This is a genomic window from Candidatus Babeliales bacterium (assembly GCA_041660205.1).
In the GTDB taxonomy this organism is placed as follows: Bacteria; Babelota; Babeliae; order Babelales; family Chromulinivoraceae; genus JACPFN01.
Map to the genome: position 1 here is coordinate 141,463 of JBAZWT010000001.1, position 19,254 is coordinate 160,716.

General features: G+C 37.1%; 15 protein-coding genes. 3 read left to right on the top strand and 12 right to left on the bottom strand.

Going from position 1 to position 19,254, the window contains the following annotated elements; translation table 11 throughout:
- Positions 1 to 30: 30 nt before the first annotated feature.
- Positions 31 to 1,488 (bottom strand): hypothetical protein, encoded by a 1,458-nt coding sequence (locus WC747_00635; GenBank protein ID MFA5998513.1) that lies wholly within the window; start codon positions 1,486 to 1,488, stop codon positions 31 to 33.
- A 72-nt stretch (positions 1,489 to 1,560) separates the two neighbouring features.
- Between WC747_00635 and WC747_00640 the strand changes: the two genes are divergently transcribed.
- Positions 1,561 to 2,976: a hypothetical protein gene (locus WC747_00640; GenBank protein MFA5998514.1), complete on the top strand. Its 1,416-nt coding sequence runs from the start codon at positions 1,561 to 1,563 to the stop codon at positions 2,974 to 2,976.
- A 112-nt stretch (positions 2,977 to 3,088) separates the two neighbouring features.
- On the opposite strand, the gene WC747_00645 is transcribed toward WC747_00640, so the two are convergent.
- From WC747_00645 to mnmG, 6 genes are all read right to left on the bottom strand, one after another.
- Positions 3,089 to 4,399 (bottom strand): hemolysin family protein, encoded by a 1,311-nt coding sequence (locus WC747_00645; protein ID MFA5998515.1) that lies wholly within the window; start codon positions 4,397 to 4,399, stop codon positions 3,089 to 3,091.
- A 126-nt stretch (positions 4,400 to 4,525) separates the two neighbouring features.
- Positions 4,526 to 6,412, bottom strand: a complete 1,887-nt coding sequence (gene rpoD / locus WC747_00650) for an RNA polymerase sigma factor RpoD (GenBank protein MFA5998516.1) — start codon at positions 6,410 to 6,412, stop codon at positions 4,526 to 4,528.
- Positions 6,409 to 8,184: a DNA primase gene (dnaG, locus tag WC747_00655; GenBank protein MFA5998517.1), complete on the bottom strand. Its 1,776-nt coding sequence runs from the start codon at positions 8,182 to 8,184 to the stop codon at positions 6,409 to 6,411. Before dnaG ends, rpoD begins: the two co-directional genes overlap by 4 nt.
- The gene (locus WC747_00660) at positions 8,171 to 8,977 is read right to left on the bottom strand and encodes a prolipoprotein diacylglyceryl transferase family protein (GenBank protein MFA5998518.1); all 807 of its coding nucleotides are present in this window, start codon (positions 8,975 to 8,977) and stop codon (positions 8,171 to 8,173) included. The genes dnaG and WC747_00660 overlap by 14 nt, the downstream gene beginning before the upstream one ends.
- A gap of 2 nt (positions 8,978 to 8,979) precedes the next feature.
- Entirely contained in the window at positions 8,980 to 10,857 is a 1,878-nt protein-coding gene (locus tag WC747_00665; GenBank protein MFA5998519.1) for an ABC-F family ATP-binding cassette domain-containing protein, read from the bottom strand.
- Positions 10,844 to 12,664, bottom strand: coding sequence for a tRNA uridine-5-carboxymethylaminomethyl(34) synthesis enzyme MnmG (gene mnmG, locus WC747_00670; GenBank protein MFA5998520.1), 1,821 nt, complete (start codon positions 12,662 to 12,664; stop codon positions 10,844 to 10,846). The genes WC747_00665 and mnmG overlap by 14 nt, the downstream gene beginning before the upstream one ends.
- A gap of 236 nt (positions 12,665 to 12,900) precedes the next feature.
- On the opposite strand from mnmG, the gene WC747_00675 reads away from it, so the two are divergent.
- A complete protein-coding gene (locus WC747_00675) occupies positions 12,901 to 13,428 on the top strand; it encodes a hypothetical protein (protein ID MFA5998521.1) in 528 nt (175 codons plus the stop codon).
- A 129-nt stretch (positions 13,429 to 13,557) separates the two neighbouring features.
- Here WC747_00675 and WC747_00680 read toward each other — a convergent pair whose 3' ends face one another.
- A complete protein-coding gene (locus tag WC747_00680; protein MFA5998522.1) occupies positions 13,558 to 13,938 on the bottom strand; it encodes a hypothetical protein in 381 nt (126 codons plus the stop codon).
- 201 nt (positions 13,939 to 14,139) lie between these two features.
- On the opposite strand from WC747_00680, the gene mraY reads away from it, so the two are divergent.
- Positions 14,140 to 15,204: a phospho-N-acetylmuramoyl-pentapeptide-transferase gene (mraY, locus tag WC747_00685; GenBank protein ID MFA5998523.1), complete on the top strand. Its 1,065-nt coding sequence runs from the start codon at positions 14,140 to 14,142 to the stop codon at positions 15,202 to 15,204.
- Between the two features lie 124 nt (positions 15,205 to 15,328).
- Here the strand turns inward: mraY and WC747_00690 are convergent, their stop codons facing one another.
- The 4 genes from WC747_00690 to tgt all read right to left on the bottom strand — a co-directional run.
- Positions 15,329 to 16,021, bottom strand: coding sequence for a hypothetical protein (locus WC747_00690; GenBank protein MFA5998524.1), 693 nt, complete (start codon positions 16,019 to 16,021; stop codon positions 15,329 to 15,331).
- 270 nt (positions 16,022 to 16,291) lie between these two features.
- Positions 16,292 to 17,572, bottom strand: a complete 1,281-nt coding sequence (locus WC747_00695) for an APC family permease (GenBank protein MFA5998525.1) — start codon at positions 17,570 to 17,572, stop codon at positions 16,292 to 16,294.
- A gap of 12 nt (positions 17,573 to 17,584) precedes the next feature.
- The gene (locus WC747_00700) at positions 17,585 to 18,322 is read right to left on the bottom strand and encodes an RNA methyltransferase (protein ID MFA5998526.1); all 738 of its coding nucleotides are present in this window, start codon (positions 18,320 to 18,322) and stop codon (positions 17,585 to 17,587) included.
- 1 nt (position 18,323) lies between these two features.
- Positions 18,324 to 19,254: tRNA guanosine(34) transglycosylase Tgt (tgt, locus tag WC747_00705; protein ID MFA5998527.1), on the bottom strand; the 931-nt coding region annotated here is incomplete at its 5' end.

The following is a 19,254-nucleotide window of genomic DNA, read 5'->3' on the forward strand; positions in this document are numbered from 1 at the left end:
TTATACTGACTCAAGTAATCAGTTTACTCATCAAAGCCTTGGACCATATTTTTCTATGAGTCTTAATGCAAAAGGATCAATCATTGCAACTATTGCATCTCCATTAAATCGCGCTACTGCAAATTTAGTTACTCCATCAATAAAAGCATCTCCTGCAACAACTATTTTTCCATCTTGTTGTATCGCTACTGATTTTCCAAAATTATTATCTGTAGAATTATCAATAGTAGTTGAAGCGGTTCCTGGTTGTATTTCTGCAGCGTTAAAAGATGCGTCAAGGGTGCCATTTGTATTAAATCGCGCTACTGCAAATTTATATGCTCCACCAACAAAAGCCTCTCCTGCAACAACTATTTTTCCATCTTGTTGTATCGCTACTGAGTATCCTTTATTATCAGTTGCGACGCCATCAATAGTAGTTGAAGCGGTTCCTGGTTGTATTTCTGCAGCGTTAAAAGATGTATCAAGGGTGCCATTTGTATTAAATCGCGCTACTGCGAATTTAAATGTTCCACCAATCAAAGCAAATCCTGCAACAACTATTTTTCCATCTTGTTGTATCGCTACTGAGTTCCCTTCATTATCAATTGCGACGCCATCAATGGTAGTTGAAACGGTTCCTGGTTGTAACCCTAAAGCATTAAAAGATGTGTCAAGGGTGCCATTTGTATTAAATCGCGCTACTGCGAATTTAAATGTTCCACCAATCAAAGCAAATCCTGCAACAACTATTTTTCCATCTTCTTGTATCGCTACTGATGTTCCAATATTATATGTAGAATTATCAATGGTAGTTGAAGCGGTCCCTGGTTGTGTTCCTGCAGCATTAAAAGATGTGTCAAGGGTGCCATTTGTATTAAATCGCGCTACTGCAAAGTTATATGCTCCACCAATATCAGCCGTTCCTGCAACAACTATTTTTCCATCTTGTTGTATCGCTACTGAGTTTCCTGTATTATTAATTGCGAAGCCATCAATAGTAGTTGAAGCGGTTCCTGGTTGTGCTCCTCCAGAATTAAAAGATATGTCAAGGGTGCCATCGATATTAAATCGCGCTACTGCAAGTTTATATGCTCCACCAATATCAGCCGTTCCTGCAACAACTATTTTTCCATCTTGTTGTATCGCTACTGAGTATCCTTTATTATCAATTGCGAAGCCATCAATAGTAGTTGAAGCGGTTCCTGGTTGTGCTCCTCCAGAATTAAAAGATGTGTCAAGGGTGCCATTTGTATTAAATCGCGCTACTGCAAAGTTATATGCTCCACCAATATCAGCATATCCTGCAACAACTGTTTTTCCATCTTGTTGTATCGCTACTGAGTATCCAGAATTATCAATTGTGAAGCCATCAATGGTAGTTGAAGCGGTTCCTGGTTGTATTCCTAAAGCATTAAAAGATGTGTCAAGGGTGCCAGAAGAAACAAAAATATTACTTGAAAAACAACTTATAAAAACAATTAAAATCACATAATTTTTTTTAATCACAACAAATCCTTTACAATATAAATACAAGCAAGATATATAATCATATATAATTTAATTTGAAAAGGATTTAAAATGAAAAAAGTATTTAAAGCAATAATTATGGCAATTTTATGTAATTTTTATGGCAGTTTTGCGCAAGGCGTTGACAGTTATCCATCTTCGATATTTGTACCTCGTCAATTAACATTTAATCCTATTTTAGAAAATGCGCTTATGTCTGATGCTCAATTAACAGAAGAATTTGATTATATTTTTTGCTTTAAACCAATTTACACACAAACTGTTGGATCAAAATTTCAAAAATATTTTACGATTGGTCATAAATGTTTACTGAGTGCAAAAGAAGATAATTCTGGCGATATAAATCCTTTATGGTTTAAAGTAATATCATCTGACGATAGTTTCTATAACTCAACATTATTATTCCGTCCGAAAAGACAAACATTTGGCAGTTTATTATATTTTGCGGCTCAATTGCCCCATAATTTTAAAGTAACTGTTAACACGGCGTTAATAATATCAAAAAATGATTTACACTTTTCTGAAAAAAATATTGAAACTGACGGTACGGTCTCTGGTTATCGCACTATAACTCAGTCCTTTTCTAACCCTAAAAGATTGTTTGGGAAAATTTGTGGAGATCAAATAAAAACAGGATTTGATGATATCCAGGTTAAGGTGATATACAATCCTTATCAAACTGAATCTTTATATTTTGATCTGTATGGATTGCTTGGAATTCCAACAGGCTCTGGATCAAAAGCTCGATTTTTATTTGAGCCATTAGTAGGATCAAAGCACGTGCAACTTGGAACAGGAGCTAACATAGACTGGAGTATCAAAAAAAATGATTGTATTGAATTGTCGCTGCTTTCAGAAGCTAAATATCGCTATGCATTCAAAGCTGAAGAATATCGATCTTTTGATTTAAAAAATAACGGCCAATGGTCTCGTTACATGTTGTTTGTTCATAAAACTGATAAAAATGTTACATATCCTGCAATTAACGATTTAACTTTTAATGCACAAGTAACTCCACAAAGTTCTTTTGATTTGTATTTGGCAATGCAATGTAAGCATAATGCATGGAGTTGTGAATTGGGGTATGATTTTTGGTATCGTAGTGCTGAGACGATTTCATTGTGTAAGCAAGAACTTTTAAATATTGCTGTAGCTGACTTAAAAGGGATTGCTGCAACAAACCCAGAAAGCGCAAGTATGGCAAATATTTCCCAAGGAGTTCAACCAGGCAGTAATCAAATGGTAAGCGATATATCATTTACTCCTGTTAGTATTAATGATATTAACCTTTGTTCTGGAGCTCAGTCTTCTTCATTGTCAAATTCAGTATATTTTTCAATCGGTTATAAATTTGATTCAAAAAATTATACTACTAAAATTGGTATTAATTCTGCATATGAACGTGATTCATCAAGTAGCAAACCAGATACTATTTCAACATGGTTTAACGTCAATTTATATTTTTAACAGAATTTATTTCCAGCCCAGAAAACCCTGGCTTTTTAAAGCCGGGGATGAATGGGCAATCATTTTTAAAAGCTCCGGCTTTTAAGCCGGAGTCCGTTACTATTTAAGCATCTTAAGCTCCGGGGCAGTCAGCTTTGCTTTCTGTACGCTTGATGCTGACTTGCAAAACTCTTTTTTCATTTGCTTGTGTAATGACAAAGCAAAAACCTTTATAGTAAAAGCTTTCATCGATTTTTAAAAGGCGTTGTGAATGTTCTGTTAAAAATCCGCCAAGTGTTACCGCTGTTTCAACTTGAAAGTTAATTTGTAAAACATCTTCAAGTCTATCTAAGTCGATAGTTGCATCAACAGACCACTCTTGGTCGGGAACAATTGTTGTAATTTTCAAAATTTCAGCGTTTGGATCATGCTCGTCGGTAATATCTCCAACGATTTCTTCCAGGGCGTCTTCAAGGGTAACAAGCCCGATAGTACTTCCGTATTCATCAATAACCATAGCCATATGAATGCGTTGTCTTTTAAATTCTTTAAGCAGTTCGCTAACTTTAAGACTATCTGGAACAAAAATAATAGGCTTGATTATATCCCGTAGGTGGCAAGCAGTTTTATTGAGCTGTAATTGTAAAAAAAGATCTTTTTGATATACGATGCCGATGATATTTTCAGGGTTACCTTCAAACACCGGAAACCGTGAGTATTGATATGATTTAAAAAGAGATAATAAAATATTTAAATCGTTATTAATATCAACGCTGATAATGCTGCTGTTGGGGATTAAAATTTCTTTTACATGGGTATTTTCCATGCGAAAAATATTTTGAAGCATACTTGTTTTATCAGCTTCCATTAAGCCTTTTTTCTCTATGTAATTAATTAAAAATCTAATCTCTTGTTCAGATATGATTTGGTCGTGACCGTCATGCTTGTCATATTCTGATTGAGAAAAATACTTAGAAATAGCAAGCAGTGGACGGGTAACAGGGGACACGATATAAAAGATAAGATTTGCAAGCCAGAGTAAAGAAGCTAGTGGGTTTGTTTTGGCTTGAGCAATGCTTTTTGGAATAATTTCGCCGATGAGTGAAACTACGATAGTGCCTAAAGCGATACCAACGGTAAAACCAAGGCCTTGAGGAAGATCGAAATCTGCAAAGACATTTTCAATGATGTTTTGTAAAAGAATCGCTGATGTAATGCACATCATATTTGTCGCAACAAGAATTGTCATGAGTACATATTGCGGCTTGTTTTCAAGAGTTTGCAAAAAAACTTTATATTTTTGTGAGGTACGTTCCAATTCTTTTATCTTAAATAAACGAATTGCAGTAATGCTTGTTTCCATAAATGCCAAAAGGGCACACAAACCAAGCGATCCTAAAAAAATAGCGCAATCAAAAAGTAATTTTTGTGTATAAATAGTCACGACATCCTTTTTTTATGGTTAGTCTAAAACGTTCGGTTTTCAGTATGGTCCAATCTTAAAAATAATACAAATTGTTAAAAAAAGAAGCACTCGTTTTTACACGAGTGCTCTCTATATTGCTTGTCTTTATGACTCGTCGTCAGATTCGTCTATTTCTTCAACTTCTAAGTTGCTCATATCTTTTTCAAAGAAGGTTACTAATTTTTTGCTACGCGATGGATGTTTTAACTTTTTCAAAGCTTTAACTTCGATTTGTCTAATTCGTTCACGAGTAACAGAAAAGTCTTTACCAACTTCTTCAAGTGTATGTTCTGATGCAACGTCAATACCAAATCTCATTTTTAAAACTTTTTCTTCGCGAGGCGTAAGAGTTTTAAGAACTTCTCTGATTTTTTCTTTTAAGTCGTTGCTAGCAACAGAATCTGATAATGAAAAATCATCTTCGCTTACGATTAAATCTTTAATTGATGCATCATTGCCATCACCAATCGGAGTTTCTAAAGAAATTGGCTCTTTAGAAATTTTGATGATGTTTTTTATTTTTTTCTCATCAAGGTTTAATTTTTTTGCCAGCTCGGTATGTGTCGGTTCTCTTCCATGCTCTTGAAGGAATATATGCTTAATCTTGTTGATTTTATTAAGCGTTTCAACCATGTGCACAGGAACTCGAATAGTTCTTGATTGATCAGCAATCGCACGAGTGATAGCTTGTTTAATCCACCATGTTGCATACGTTGAAAATTTATAACCGCGTTCAAATTCAAACTTTTCTACAGCTTTCATTAAACCGATGTTTCCTTCTTGAATAAGATCAAGGAAATGAAGTCCGCGATTAATGAATTTCCGAGCATTGTTAACCACAAGACGTAAGTTTGCTTTAGCTAAATCAGCTTTTGCAAGCTTGTCTTTCATCTGTCCTTTTGCAAAAATAGTGTAATATTTTGCCGTGACTTCATGTGAAAAACCGATTTCGTTTTCTGTATTCTTGATAGCTTTTTTAGCGATACGTTGTTGAGTTTCTAGATCAAGAATTTCTTCAGCGTTTTCAGTGCCTTTTTTCTTTTTCAGATCAGCAATCTGTTTTTCTGTTGTTTTTATAAATAGTTTACGCTCTGAGATCTTAGTCATTAATTTTTCTATCTTCTTTCCAAGCTTTCTGATGAGCTTGTTGGAAAGCTTGATAGATAAAATCGCTTCGCTTGTTTTTTCTTTGTTTTCTTTGATCTTTTCAAACATTTCTTTTTTCATTGCTGGAGAAGAAAGTTTGTCGCGATAGCTTAGATAAATTGCTGATTCATTAAGAATTAATTTTTTAATTTTGCCGATGATCGTTAAAAGAGCTGCTCGCTCTTCTTCAAGCTTAGGCAAGTTCTCTTCGTCGAATTCTGTAAATTGAATAATATCTTTAAGGGCGATATTTTTTTTATTGATTCGATCAGCAATGATTAAAATTTCTTTGTGAATCATCGGAAAACGAGACAATGCTTCAACTGATTCTCTTTTGCCCGAAGCAATTTTTTCAGCGATGATTGTTTCAGTTTTTTTGTTCAATAATGGAATTTTTCCAATATCGCGCAAGTAGCATTTTACGCCATCTGCAATCTGTGGGATCTCAGGAGCTTCTTTTACAATTTCGCCATCATCTTTGATGGTGTCATCGCTTTCGCTTTCTTCTTCTTCTTCTGGAAGAGAAGCAACAGAAATTTTGCTTGCAGCTTTGTGCGTTGTTTTTTCGTCTTGCTCTGTGAAATCGTCAGTATCTGTTACGTTTTGGCTGCTGTGCAGTTCTTCTTGCGTAATCAGTTCGATATTTTTCTTTTCAAGCTCTTTTAAAAGCTCATTCGTTTCATCTTCGGTGAATTTATGTTTTTCGCCGATTTCCATGATTGTTTCATAGGTGATGTAGCGCTGTCTTTGGCCATCTTCTATGAGTTTTTTTACAACACTTTGCTTGTCTTCGTTGCTTATCGTAATTTTGGTTATTTTTTTAGAACTTGTTTTTTTCTTGATCATAAACGTCCCTTCTTACATAATTCTAATTTTAATTTTTCAAAAACATCCATGAGTCGTTGTATTTCTTCTAAGTCATTGTCTTTTTTGGCTTGAGTCATTTTCATTTTAATATGGGAGGCAATAGACTTCCAATATTTTTTTTGAAATTGCAGCATCAGGTTTTCAAAGGTCAGCTGTATATTTGCGCTTTCAATGGTAAACAATAAACCCTTAGTTTGCTCAATCTCTTGTGCATTTAAAACATCTGACAAGTTTTCAACACTTAAGGAGCTGTGAGTTTTTTTGTAGTCTATAATTTTTTTTACAATCTTGAGCGCATTCTGTGATAAGCACGCAAGAAGTAAGGTTTCATATTGCTCTGTGAGCAGTGCTGGATCATGAATAATCGATGCGACTATTTGCTCTTCAAGCTTATCATTGGTGATTTTTTCAGGTTCGTTTGCGCTTAATTTATTGTCACTTAGCTCTATGTCAGTTTTACTGTTTTTTTGAGCTATGACGTGTCTATTAGTATACTCTTTTTTTATAATTTCTAAAGGGATCTGTAGAGTCTCAGCCGTTTTCATAAGCAAAATATTTTGTTTCAAAGAGTCGGAAACCTGCGATATGAGCTCAAAGAGCTCCTGTATGGTTGTCATTTGATTTTTCATCGATTCTTGACCAAATCCGTCTCCTCGCGCCTGCAGAAAAAAGCTAAAGATGTCGATAGCGCCTGAAACAAAAGGCGCTAAGCTTTTGCCTTGCTCGAGTAGTGATGCTGGATCTTGTCCTGCGGGCAGCGTGATGACTTTAAGGTCTAAATCCAATTGCCAGCATGATGAAGTAAGGCGTAAAATTGCTTGTTTTCCTGCTGCGTCAGCATCATACAAAAGATACATAGTCTGAGCATGTTTTGCGAGCTGTTGAAGGTGCTCTGGTGAACAAGCTGTCCCCAGCGTTGCCACAACGTTTTTAAATCCATGTTGATGCATCGCGATACAGTCAGTATATCCTTCAACTAAAAAAGCAGACTTTTGCTTGTGGATCTCTTGCTTTGCTAAGTCAAAACCAAAAAGTAATTTTCCCTTTTTGAAATGCTGAGTCTCCATAGAATTGTAATATTTTGGTCGTGTGTCATGGGGTAAAAATATACGCCCGCCAAAACCACATGTTTGCCCCAAATGGTCTTTTATGGGAAATATAATGCGATCTTCAAAAGGTGAGTATAGTCCATTATTGCCCTGAAAAACGATGTGCTCTTCGATTAAATCTCTACTTGAAAAGCCTTGATTTGAAACATGAGCAAGAAGCTGCTCTATACCTCGCGGTCCAGATGGAAAAAATCCAAGTATGAATTGGCCGCAGGTAGCGGGAGAAATGCTACGATCTTTTAAGTATTGTAGAGCTTGAGGGCTTTTGAGGAGCATTGAATTACACCACTGTGCAACAATTTGGCATAAACGGTAATGATTTTTGTCTACGGCGTGATGCGTTGCTGAACTTTGCACTTCTTGTGGAATCTCAAGATTGAATCGTTGTGCTAAATGCTGCGCAGCTTCAAACGCTGACAGATGTTCTATTTTTTCAATAAAATTAATTACGTCGCCATTTTCATGGCAGCCAAAGCAGTAAAAAATATTTTTATGAGGACTTACGCTAAACGATGGAGTATTTTCGTGGTGAAACGGACAGCGACCTTTCCAGTACAAAGACCCTGCTTTTTTTAAGCTTGTGTACTCGCCAATCACAGAAGTGATATCGACGTTTTGTTTGATAAAATTAAACAGATCCATAGTCGTTTTTTGTCCATTTTGTTATGACAACAATGCTCACTGTTGCGCAGGCGCATACAGCAAGCGCAATCCATTGATGCACAGATAAGCAAGAAAGAAAACCAGTTTTTAAAGTAAAGGCTCTATCCCACCTGATAAAATCAATTAAAAATCGTTCTATGCTTGCACTCGCAAGGTAAACACAAGAAAGTATACCAGGTTTTTTGAAGCGATATTGTCCTATAAAAAATAAAAACAGAAATAACGCCATAAGCATAAAGCTACTGTACAGTTGAGCAGGATGCAATGCCACATGCAGTGGCGCCATGTGATAAGGATCTTGGTATGTCACAGCCCACCAAGCGGGTGAGGGACAACCAAAGCAACAACCAGCAAAAAAACATCCAATTCTGCCAAAGCTTTGTACGATCGGAGCGTATAAAGCTATACGATCGACATACCTGAGTATGGAAATATGTTTCACGTAAAGATAGCCGACTAGTGTGATAGTTATTCCTATGATGCTGCCCAAGATTGAAAATCCAGGCTCCCAAAACTTAAATAAAAATAAATAATCATCCACAGGTTCAGGCTGTGACAGCATACAAACAATTCTGCCGCCTAAAAAACCAGACAGAAGCATCAGTTGGAAACTTACAACTAAATCATCGAGTGAAATGATTTTTTTCAAAGGTTTGTCAGCAAGAGCAAATCCCCAAGCTATGGTAACCCCAAGAGCTATAAAAGCTCCATAAGCATGCACAGATAAAGGACCCCACAGATGAAAAAGAATCGGGCTCATCGTAAAATTCATTATTAATTACCGCTGTCAATTTGCTTTTGCATTTCTTCCCAGTCTTTGGTTGATGATGCAAGATCAGCTTCTGCTTTTTTCAATTCAGTTTGAAGTTTGTTGTATTCATCTGATCCGTACGGCACGTTGCCAATACTTGCTAAAAGAGTAGGAATTTGGCGTTCTAAATTGCCAATCTTGTTCTTTACATTCTTAGCTTTTTTTTGTAAAAGATACAGGTCTTTTTTATCAATTTTTGGTACTGATGTAGATGCTTGAGCTACTTTTACTTCTTTAGGGATTTGCGATGATTGCACAGTTTCTTTTGTGCTCACATAACTTTCATAGTTTCCAAAATAAAGGGTAACGCCCTGTTCAGTTAGTTCAACAACCTTAGTTGCTAATTTATTGGTAAAATATTGATCGTGCGAAACAAAAAGAATCGTGCCTTCAAAGCTTTGTAAAGCTTGTAAAATAACTTCTTTTGATTCGATATCAAGGTGGTTCGTTGGTTCATCAAGCAGGAATAGATTTGCTTTGCTCAAAATAATTTTTGCCATAGCAACGCGGTTTCTTTCTCCACCACTGAGCACTTTAGTAGATTTTTTTACATCATCACCAGAAAACAAGAACGAACCTAAGGTTGCTCGAATTTGCGCTTCGGTAATGTTAGGGCACGCGTCAGTTACTTCTTGAACAATAGTTTTATTTGGATCGAGAACTTTTTCCTGATCTTGATCAAACAAAGCCGATATCACATTGTGTCCGAATTCAACAGAACCTTTTTGCAGCTTTAATTTGCCAGCAATTAAATTGAAGAGCGTTGATTTTCCTGTTCCGTTTGGAGCAACGAGAGCAACTTTATCTCCTCGTTGAATTTCAAAAGAAACGTTTTTAAATATTGGTCGATCGAATGAATATGAAACATCTTTGACAACTAAAACTTGTTGACCAGAGCGTGCAGGAGGTTGCATTTTAAGAACCATAGTTTTAGGTTTACGCTCAAGCTCAATACGATCTATTTTATCTAAAGACTTGATCATACTTTGCGCCATAGCAGCTTTTGTAGCGCTTGCACGGAAGCGACTAATAATGCTTTCTTTGTGTTTTATTTCACGTTGTTGTTGTTCGTAAGCTTGCTCTAGATGCTCAGTACGCATCTTTTTTTGTTCTAGGTAGAATGTATAGTTTCCGTGATAAACGGTTAATTTTCCAAGTGATAGTTCAAATGTTTTGTTACACGCTTCTTCAAGGAAATATCGATCGTGACATACGAGTAAGTATCCAAAAGAACCATCTTTTAGAAATTGCAGAAACCAATTTTTGGTTGAAAGATCAAGGTGGTTCGTAGGTTCATCAAACAGATAAAAATCTGCTTCTTGGAGCAAAAGTTTTGCAAGAACCACACGCATACGCCAGCCCACGCTTAAATTAGCAACTTTTGTTGCCTGTTTTTTATCGTCGAAGCCGAGACCTGTTAAAATTTTTTGAGCTTGTGCTTTTTTAGAATCGTAATTGTGTTCAAGCAGTTCATGTTCCAACTCTGCATAACGATTTACATCACTTGCGGTTGGACTATCTGCAATAATTGCTTCAAGTGCGATTTTCTCTTGAGACATATCGTACAGATATTGAAAAGTTGCAAGCGTTTCATCCACGACACTTTTGTCAGATGCGATGACAACTTCTTGTGGCATATATGCGATTTTGGATCCTCTTTGGATATCAATTTCGCCGCCATCAGTACCCATGTCTCCTGCAATTATTTTTAGAAGAGTAGATTTTCCTGTACCGTTTCTACCGACAAGTCCTACACGGTCTTGTTTGTTGATAGTGCAGCTGATTTCGTCAAAGACAACTTGGTTTCCAAATTGTAATTCAAGATTTTTAATATAGATCATTTTTTTTCACCAATTCGGGTTTACGGGCTAGTAAAATAAGAAGGGCGATTGCTGCGGGTGTTATGCCAGGCATGAGTCCAGCCTGAGCAATCGTTGCAGGCTTGTGGCGTATCAATTTTTGTTTCAATTCAGTAGAAATTCCAGGTGCATTTTTAATGAGATCTTCGGACGGAAGAGCCATATCTTTATATTTATTATTTTTTTCAATCTCACCAAGCTCGCGCTTAATGTAATCTTTATATTTCACGTGTGATAAAAGTGAAAGAGCGTTTCGAGATGACGTGGTGTACCCTAAAGTAGCCGCAAGCTCTTGAGCTGTTGGCTCTTGCAAAAGATACTGAGCCATTTTTGAATTATTAACTTTTTTATCAACATCTTCAATTATTTTTTCTAAATCAGCTTTTTCATCTAAGAATCGTTGATACAAATCTTGCGAGATCAGGCCCAGATCATACGCCTTTGGCATCAAGCGCAAGAACGCATTATCTTGTCTTAAAATCAAACGTCGCTCTGCTCGTGAGGTAAACATACGGTAAGGCTCGTCAACGCCCAGCGTGACCAAATCATCAATCATAACGCCGATGTAGCTTTCCTGGCGGTCTAAGATGAAAGGTGGCTGATTTTTATGCTTTAAAGCTGCATTAATTCCGGCAACAATACCTTGACCAGCAGCTTCTTCATATCCAGTTGTTCCATTAATTTGACCAGCTAAAAAGAGTCCTGGAATCGTTTTTACTTCAAGTGCGTGACTAAGCTGATCAGGATGAACAAAATCGTATTCAACGGCATAGCCAAATTTTGCAATAGTTGCATTTTCAAATCCAGCAATTGAACGAATAAACTGTAGTTGTACGTCTTCTGGAAGTGATGTTGAAATTCCGCTCGGATAAGCTTCAGCGTACTCTTTGGTTTCAGGTTCAACAAAAATGTGATGGCTTAATTTGTCAGTAAATCGGGAGATTTTATCTTCAACAGAAGGGCAATAACGAGGTCCGATACCTTTAATGTTTCCGCTATACATTGCAGATCTGTGCAAGTTGTCTCGAATTATTTGATGAGTGGTTTCATTGGTGCGAGCGATGTAGCAATCATGAGTGTTTTTCACCTCAATAGGATCAAATTCAAATAAACTATCAAGCGGTTCAGCTTCTTGTTTTTCGAGCTGTGAAAAATCGATTGTGTCTGTTTTTAGGCGGGGTGGAGTACCCGTTTTAAGTCTGCCAAGCTTAAGATTTAATTTTGTTAAAAAGTTTGAAAGTTTGGTTGCTGCTTTTTCGTCACGACGACCAGCGGGATAATTTTTTTCACCAACGTGAATAAGTCCGTTTAAGAATGTACCCGTTGTTAGCACCACTTGTTTGCTATCAAAAATAATTCCAGATTCACAGCGAATGCCGCAAATGGAACCATCTTTAACCAAGATTTCATCAACCATTTCCTGTGCAATAGTTAGATTTGGAGTGTTTTGTAGTGTTTGACCAGCAAGGCTTGAATAAGCATCTTTATCAATTTGAAGGCGAAGGCCTTGAACCGCAGGTCCTTTTTTTGTGTTGAGCATACGAGCTTGCAGATAAGTTTTGCTGCACAGGTTCGGCATAAGTCCGCCTAGTGCGCTGATTTCAAAAACAATATGACCTTTGCCTACACCTCCAACGGATGGATTGCACGGCATCAGTCCAATTTTATTTGTATCGATGGTTAAAAGAAGCGTCTTGCAGCCCATTTTAGCAGATGCATATGCGGCTTCTACGCCAGCATGTCCGCCGCCAACGACGATAACGTCAAAAGATTGATTTGCTTTGTTCATGATTGCACACTTTTAAAGGGGTTTTATGTATTAAAAGTATACTCTATAATAGGTTTTTTCACAAATTTGCTACGGGGTGCCGCTGATCATTAAAAATCTTTATTTGTGTCTTGACTGCGAGCGTTACTGTGCGTTGACTTAGAAGTCTTTGTTTAACTTTTAGCCTAAATCATTGCTTTCTAGCTTTGTCTTTTGATACTGTTAGGGTGTGTAAGAAATTTTAAAAGGGGGTAAACATGAAAAAAATAATTTTATATAGTCAGATACTTTTAATGGTTTTAATGGCTCAAAATGTACATGCTGATGCTCTAGTAGGTGATCCTCTTAGGGGTGCAACAGAGGCTGAGTATTATGATATAGATCAACTTTCAAATCAGACCGATTTTTTTCACATTCGAACTCCTGTACCTGTAATACCAAGTACAGCCTTTGCAAAAGGCTTGCATGATAATGGAATCATATCAACACAGCAATTGCGAAAGTGGATACGCGCAATAGATGAAACAACTATTACGTCAGAAGAAAAAAAAGTTGTCCAACAGCTAACTGTTAAATATTTTCCAACAACCGATACAGTTGCTATAGCTAAAAAGCATGCAGACAGAAAAACTGAAATTGCAGATACACATGCAAAAAAATCAAGAGAAAAAATAGAAAGCGCTAAGTTATCAAGAGCCCAATATGAAAAGCTCTTGCAAGATAAAAAAGATAATCGCGCTGCTAAAAAAAATACGAAAAAAGCTGAGAAAGCTTCAGCGTCATAAAAATATAAAGTAAACGTAAAAAAGAGGTTGACCGAAAGATCAACCTCTTTTTCTTATTTAAATTCTAATGTTATAGATTGTCTTTAATAAACTCCATTTCTGGATATCTTAGACGTAGTCTATGGGTAATTATGACAATTTCATTGCCAATCGAATTCTCAATGGAACTTTAGTTAAAATCAAAGCCTTTGTATTGTTAGGCATGATTTCTAAAACATTTTTCAAATGTATAACCATTGCAAGCATTTGTTTAGGATCTAGCTTTTCAACCGCAGCTTTCAACGTTGCGTAATTAGCAGCGTCGGGCGCAGTAGCAATAATAGCTAAAATATCTGTTTTAAGTTCACCAAGCGTATTAGCCAATCCAACAGCGGTTGTTGGGGTTGTTGCCAATCTTGTTTCAACGGCATTGTGAATTTTTGTATCTGTTGCATCGTCAGCACGTACAACTTGTGCAGTTACTGTTAACGCAAGGACTGAAAGTAAGTAAATCTTTTTAATAGTTTTCATAATGTACCTCTTATTCGAGTTAATTTTGTATGCTATTTTCATTTCAATTTTATTATCAATTTCAATATTCAACTCTTACAGACTACAGGAACCATACTGTATCTGCAAAAGGGTAGGGGGTAAATTAAAGAAACTGTTTGAATTTCGCGACTGAATCGCTATTCTTAAGAGATAAAAACCTTATCTTTTAGGACTTTTCTGATGATTTATCACATAGCTTTATTGTTTCAATCGCAGTTTTCTGCTCTTAATATTGTTCATTATGTTTCGTTTCGAGCTCTCATGGGCCTTTTGACCACATTTGCTATGTCACTAGCGCTTGGGGAGCGATTTATCGACTTTTCAAGAAAAGCTTTTGCAAACAGTGCCCGGCCGTATACGCCTGATTCACACCAGCAAAAGGGATCAACTCCGACCATGGGAGGCATTTTTATCCTGCTGGTCGTACTTTCCAATCTTTTTCTGTGGTGCGACTGGAGCAAGCCTGAATTATGGCTCTTTAGCCTTACCTTGGTTTTATTTGGGTCAATTGGGCTTTTAGACGATATGCACAAGGTTTGGTACAAAAAGGGCATCTCAGCCACCCCAAAATTCCGTTTACAGCTACTTTCTGCCTTTATCGTAGCAATGCTGTGGATATGGCTAAAAAATCCGTCCTCATTGGTTTGTGTGCCGCTCTTCAAGCATTTTCACCCTGATCTTGGCTACCTTTTGATCCCATGGATTGTTTTGATTTTGGTAGGTACGAGTAATGCGGTTAATTTAACCGATGGACTCGATGGTTTGGCGATTGGATCGCTCTTATTGAATTTTTCATTCTTTTCGGGGGTCGCCTATCTAGCTGGACATGCCTCTTTTGCCACGTATCTTCAAATACCCTTTACGGGCTGCAGTGAAGCGGTTATTGTTGGGGGTATTTTAACTGGAGCTTCTTTAGGGTTTTTATGGTTTAATGCTCATCCAGCTCAGATTTTCATGGGTGATGTAGGTTCTTTATCATTAGGAGCTGCTCTCGCCATGATGGCCATTATCTCAAAGCAAGAGTTACTCTTGCCTGTGGCTGGTGGAATGTTTGTGGTTGAGGCAATGTCGGTCATTATGCAAATAGGTTCGATCAAACTACTGGGCAAAAGACTTTTTAAAATGGCTCCGATTCATCATCATTTTGAGATGCTAGGCTGGAAAGAAACAAAGGTAACGATGCGTTTTAATATCATTACTTTGATTCTGTGCTTACTGGCTGCAATTATGCTTAAGGTTCGTTAAAAGAGCTTTGCGGTACGCGTAAAGCTGTATTTATTAAGGTTAAGTTATTCTTTAGGTTTTAAACAAAAAATCCCTGGCGTTTTAGGCCAGGGATTTTTATAGGTTGATTTATAGGTACACAGTTTTAAGCCTGTGTACTTGATTTCATTAATTTAGTTTTGACGTATAGACCTGTAGCAGCACAAGCTGCTGTTGCTATAATCAAATTTCGACGCCAGTTACGGTATGAATGAACTGTTAGCTCAAGGCGAATTCCGTCTTTAACGCTGTGTTTTTTTGCAACGCTAGAAAGGTTAGAAAGTTCATCAATAAGCTGATGTAGTTCAGGATTATTATCACTTATATAGCTTTTTGGATCAAAGTATGCAAGCGGGTTTATCCAGCTCCATTTGATACCAGTTACAAAAATACTTGTTCCTGGCTTGTAGTTACCATATGCATACGCACGGTAATCATACAAATACATAATCACTTTTTCAAAAGCTTTAACAGTAGCAGTAGCCTGTGCTGTATTTGTTGTTTTTGCTAAATTATCCATGATTGTCTGATATGACACGTTGTTTATAGCTTGACCATTAAATTGAGTAATTGTTGCAAGTTCTGCAGCAAATAAAGGGTTGGTAAACAGTGTGTACATAATCACGCCGCGTTCTAAAATTCCCGTTTGCGGATTGACTCGATCGCCGATCACGAGTGGTCCCGCTGCAGGAGCATATAAAGCTTGCTGCGTGTTTTGGACTGGAACTGGGATATATACCATTGCAGACAGGTTAAGACCTGCTGTAAGCATAAGAGAAGAAAGTAATAACTTTTTCATAGTGACCTCCTAAAAGGATAACGTTGTTTTCAATATAGTTTGCTTTATCATTACCTGTTTTATGCTAATAGTATGCCCTGCCTAGTTTGAGGTTGCAAAAGCCCCCCACTGTTTTTATAAAGCGATATTCATGGATCTGTTTTAGGCATAAAAAATCCCCACCCTGGCTGTGCTTTTAGCTACGCCGAGACGGGGATTTTTAAAAGGAATGGGTATTATTTTGTTAAGTTTATTGTTCTTTTATAAATTCCAATAGCTGTGTAAAAATCCCTACCTTCTTTTTTCACAGTGATAATACATAATAAGTCCTAACGCAAACATCAAAGCAAACAGATTAAGGGATACAAAGTTATATTGAATTGAGCTTATGATACATGAGACGATAAATCCTGAGCATGTTACAAGCGATAAAAACCCAGTCAAGCTTGACCATTTTTTAAGATGTAAGAATGCAATAGTGCTAATAGTATACGTAATCGTGCATCCTAAAGCAGCTGTTTGCATAAGTTGAATTTTATTACCGTTGGTAACGAGTAAAAAGAAAACACAAATTATACCTTCAACGAGCACAGCAAAGGTTGGAATGCCATGTTGGTTAAGGCAACTGATCTTATCAGCGCCAAAAATGTGTCTATTTTGAGCCAGGGTGTACAAATTCCATGAGTTTGAGAATAGTAGACCATACGTTGCGCCCATTGCAGAAAAGCCAATTAAAAAGCTAATAATCGTTACCAATTTAGTTTGAATCCAAGGGCTGGTAGGAATTAAGCTTGTGATGTACGGATAAGCTTGAGTGTATGCACTTAGTGATGCAATATTTGGTAGAAGCATCATGGCAACGAGTGTTTGAAATGCCACATAGATTAAAATGAGAGAAAAGAATGAATAAAATATCGCTTTTGGAGCGTTTTTTTCAGGATTTTCCATATTTCTGCTAATTGAACAAGCCGCTTCAAATCCAGAATAACAATACAGAACCAATGGCAGCATCGTAATAAACGATGACATGGGCACTGCTTGAAATGAGGTAAAAATGTTAACGTCGAAAAGATAGATGCCAAGGATAATCAGTGATATCATCGGTATCGATTTTGCGGCAATAAAACATCGTTGAATAATAATTCCAGTACGTACGTTCAAAAAGTTTAAATAAATGAATAGCGCTAAAATGATAAAGCTGATCCATAGCGGATCAACTGATGCAAGCAGAGATGGGGCTAATTCTTTTAAAAAAGTTGAAGCAACGTAGAGCAGTAATGATGCTGATGCGAGTTTTCCAAAAAAGTAAGTCCAGTTGCTTATAAATCCTAAAAATGGAGATAGTGGCTGAGCAAAGGAATAAAATCCACCAGAAGGATGTGTTTTGACGAGTTGAGCAAACGTGAAAACCAAAGGAAACAAGAACAACCCTACGAAAAGATAGAGCAGTCCGCTTGCAAGGCTCAGTGCTTTGGTTAAATCGACGACGTTTACAAAAATACCTGCGCCAGCCATGATGTTTACATTGATTAAAATTGCTGATTGTAGTGATAATTTATGAGAATTGCTCACTCGTATTCCTTTTTAGTTTTTGTTTTTAAGATACATAGCAATGGATCCTGCTACTGCTGCATTTAAGCTTTCTGTTTTTCCTGGCATAGGAATGGTTAATTTTTCAGTGCATTCATCAATTACTTGCGACGACAAGCCCTGTGATTCGTTGCCAATAACTAAAATAGAACTCTTTAAGTCGATAGACTCTGGAGTTTTTCCACCTTGGACAACAAGCGCGCATGTTGTAAAACTTTTGCATAGTTTTTGAAATTCAGACCAATTTATTTGTACGATCTCAACGCTTGCAATGGTTCCTGCTGTTGCTTGGATAACTTTTGGATTGTATGGGTCGACTCCTTCGACCAGGTAAGCAGTATGAATGTTCATTGCTGCGGCCGTTCTAATCAATGTTCCTAAATTTCCAGGATCTTGAATGTTGTACAAAACGATTGAGTTGTCAGTTGGAGCGCTTTGATTTTCAGGCATTTCAAAAACAGCTACAATACCGCTTGGTGTGATGGTTGTGCTAATTTTTTTTACAATGGCATCGGTAACAAGGACGATAGATTCAGAAGGAAAAAAATCTCCATGCTGTTGGTACATATCTTCGCTCAAGTAGATAGAGTGCAATTTGTATCCGCCCTCAAACAAGGTAACGCAGGTTTTTATGCCTTGCGCTATAAATTGTTTATGCTCTTGACGATATGATTTTGAATGCAAATTAACGATGTGTTTAATTTTTGGATTGGTCAGTGATTGAATGATCATTTTATAGATCTCCTGCTAAAATTTTTTCTCGATATTGACGCATTAAATTATTCATATAGGTAATATTATGAATAGTTGCAAGCGTGTGAGCTGATGCTTCTTTTGCTTTAAATAAATGATAAATAAAGCTTGTTGAGTAATTTTTACATGTAGCGCATAGGCAGCTTGGATCGATTGGTCCAAGATCGTTTTTCCATCGGCTTTGTGTAATTTTTTTGGTGCCAAGTGACGTAAATAAATGACCATGACGAGCACACTTGGTTGGATGTGAGCTATCAAAAGTATCTACCCCGAGTGGGATAATTGATTCAATTGACGGCAGATCTGCGATACCTAAAAGATGATTTGGCTTGTCTTCTGGAAGTAGTGGCATAGTGCTTGTCAGCATTTCAACCATTTCCTGCCGATTTTTTCCAACGCTTCCACCGATGGCAAAACCATCAAAGGGAAGAGCGCCTAATGTTTCACAACTTTCTTTGCGAAATTCAGGAAAGATTCCACCATGAATCACAGCGTACATAGCTTGGTTTTGAGGATTTTGTAGATGCTGATCAAGTGATCTTTTTTCCCAGCGATGAGTACGGTCGAGCGATTTTTTTAAAGCGCGTTTGTCGATATGGTACGGAGGCAGCTCATCAAAAGGAATGATGATATCGGCGCCTAATTTTTTTTGAGCAAGAACTGATGATTCAGGCGTTAGGGTGATCAAATCTCCATTGCGATATGAGCGGAAGACAACTCCATCTTCATTGATTTTTAAGACAGCATTTCCAGTATTTTTCTGCCCTTTGCTTTTAAGTTCACTAGCGACGCCGCCGTATGCAAGGCTAAATACTTGAAAGCCACCAGAATCGGTGATAATTGGCTTGGTGCGACCAATGAATTTATGTAGGCCGCTAGCCTGCGCAACTACATCAGGACCCGGATGAAGC